This window comes from Streptomyces sp. NPDC054849 (assembly GCF_053610945.1).
This window is the reverse complement of sequence record NZ_JBSGZI010000047.1, coordinates 53,507-54,338: the sequence shown is the minus strand read 5'-3', so window position 1 is coordinate 54,338 and position 832 is coordinate 53,507. Positions and strand designations below refer to the sequence as shown.

Genomic DNA, 832 nt, shown 5'->3' with positions numbered 1-832 from the left:
GTCCGCCGGTCCCCTCATCTCGACCGGAGCACCCGACGATGCGCATACGAATCGCTCTCTCGGCCGCCTTGGCCGCATTCGGCCTCATGTTCCTGATCCCCGCCGCGGCCCACGCCCACGGCGACACCTTGAAGGTGGTGGTGACCGGGCAGCGGGAGGGCCGTGTCACCGCCGCCATCACCTGGGAGAACGACGGGGACGCCGTCGACGAGACCGTCGCCGCCACGGTGAACGCGGTCAGCGGCGACGGCACCCGCACCATGGGGCCCTGGCGCCTGGTCCGCGATCCTGCCGCGGCACCGACCGGCTGGACCACGGCGGAGGCCCTGCCGCCGGGTAACTGGAAGGTCAGCGTCGACGTCGGGTTCCCGGCCCTCGGACACGGCGAACTCGAAGTCGGCGTACCCGTGGTGGACCCGGCCCCGGGTACCGGTACGGGTACCGGTACCCCGGTCGCTTCCGCCCCCGCTCCCGTCGCGCCGTCCGCCGCGTCGTCGTCCTCCGCCGCGGCCGCGTCCGCCACGGCTTCGTCCCCTGCCCGGCAGCCCGCCGAGCCTGAGGGGTACGCCGTCTGGTGGACGACGGCAGGTGTGGCGGTGACCGCCTTGGCCGGAGCAGCCGTGGGTCTCCTGCTTCGCCGCCGACGGGTGCGCCTCGGACGGCTCAGGTAGCAGGAGGCAGGGGGCAGGGGTGACGGGCGAGGGGCAGCCGGCGCGGGGAGGGCCGACGGCCCGATCGGTGCGGCCCCGGGCGGGGGGTACGCCCGTGCGGCCCCGGCCCCCGCCGCCCCCGCCCCGCCCGACACCACCCCCCCCCCCCGCATCATCAACAC

1 protein-coding gene is annotated in these 832 nt (G+C 76.0%); it reads left to right on the top strand.

Annotation, left to right across the window (positions count from 1 at the left end; translation table 11 throughout):
* Window positions 1-38 precede the first annotated feature (38 nt).
* Complete coding sequence (locus ACWGIF_RS21195; RefSeq protein ID WP_453499544.1) at window positions 39-671, top strand: hypothetical protein; 633 nt, start codon at window positions 39-41, stop codon at window positions 669-671.
* The last annotated feature ends 161 nt before the right edge of the window (window positions 672-832 follow it).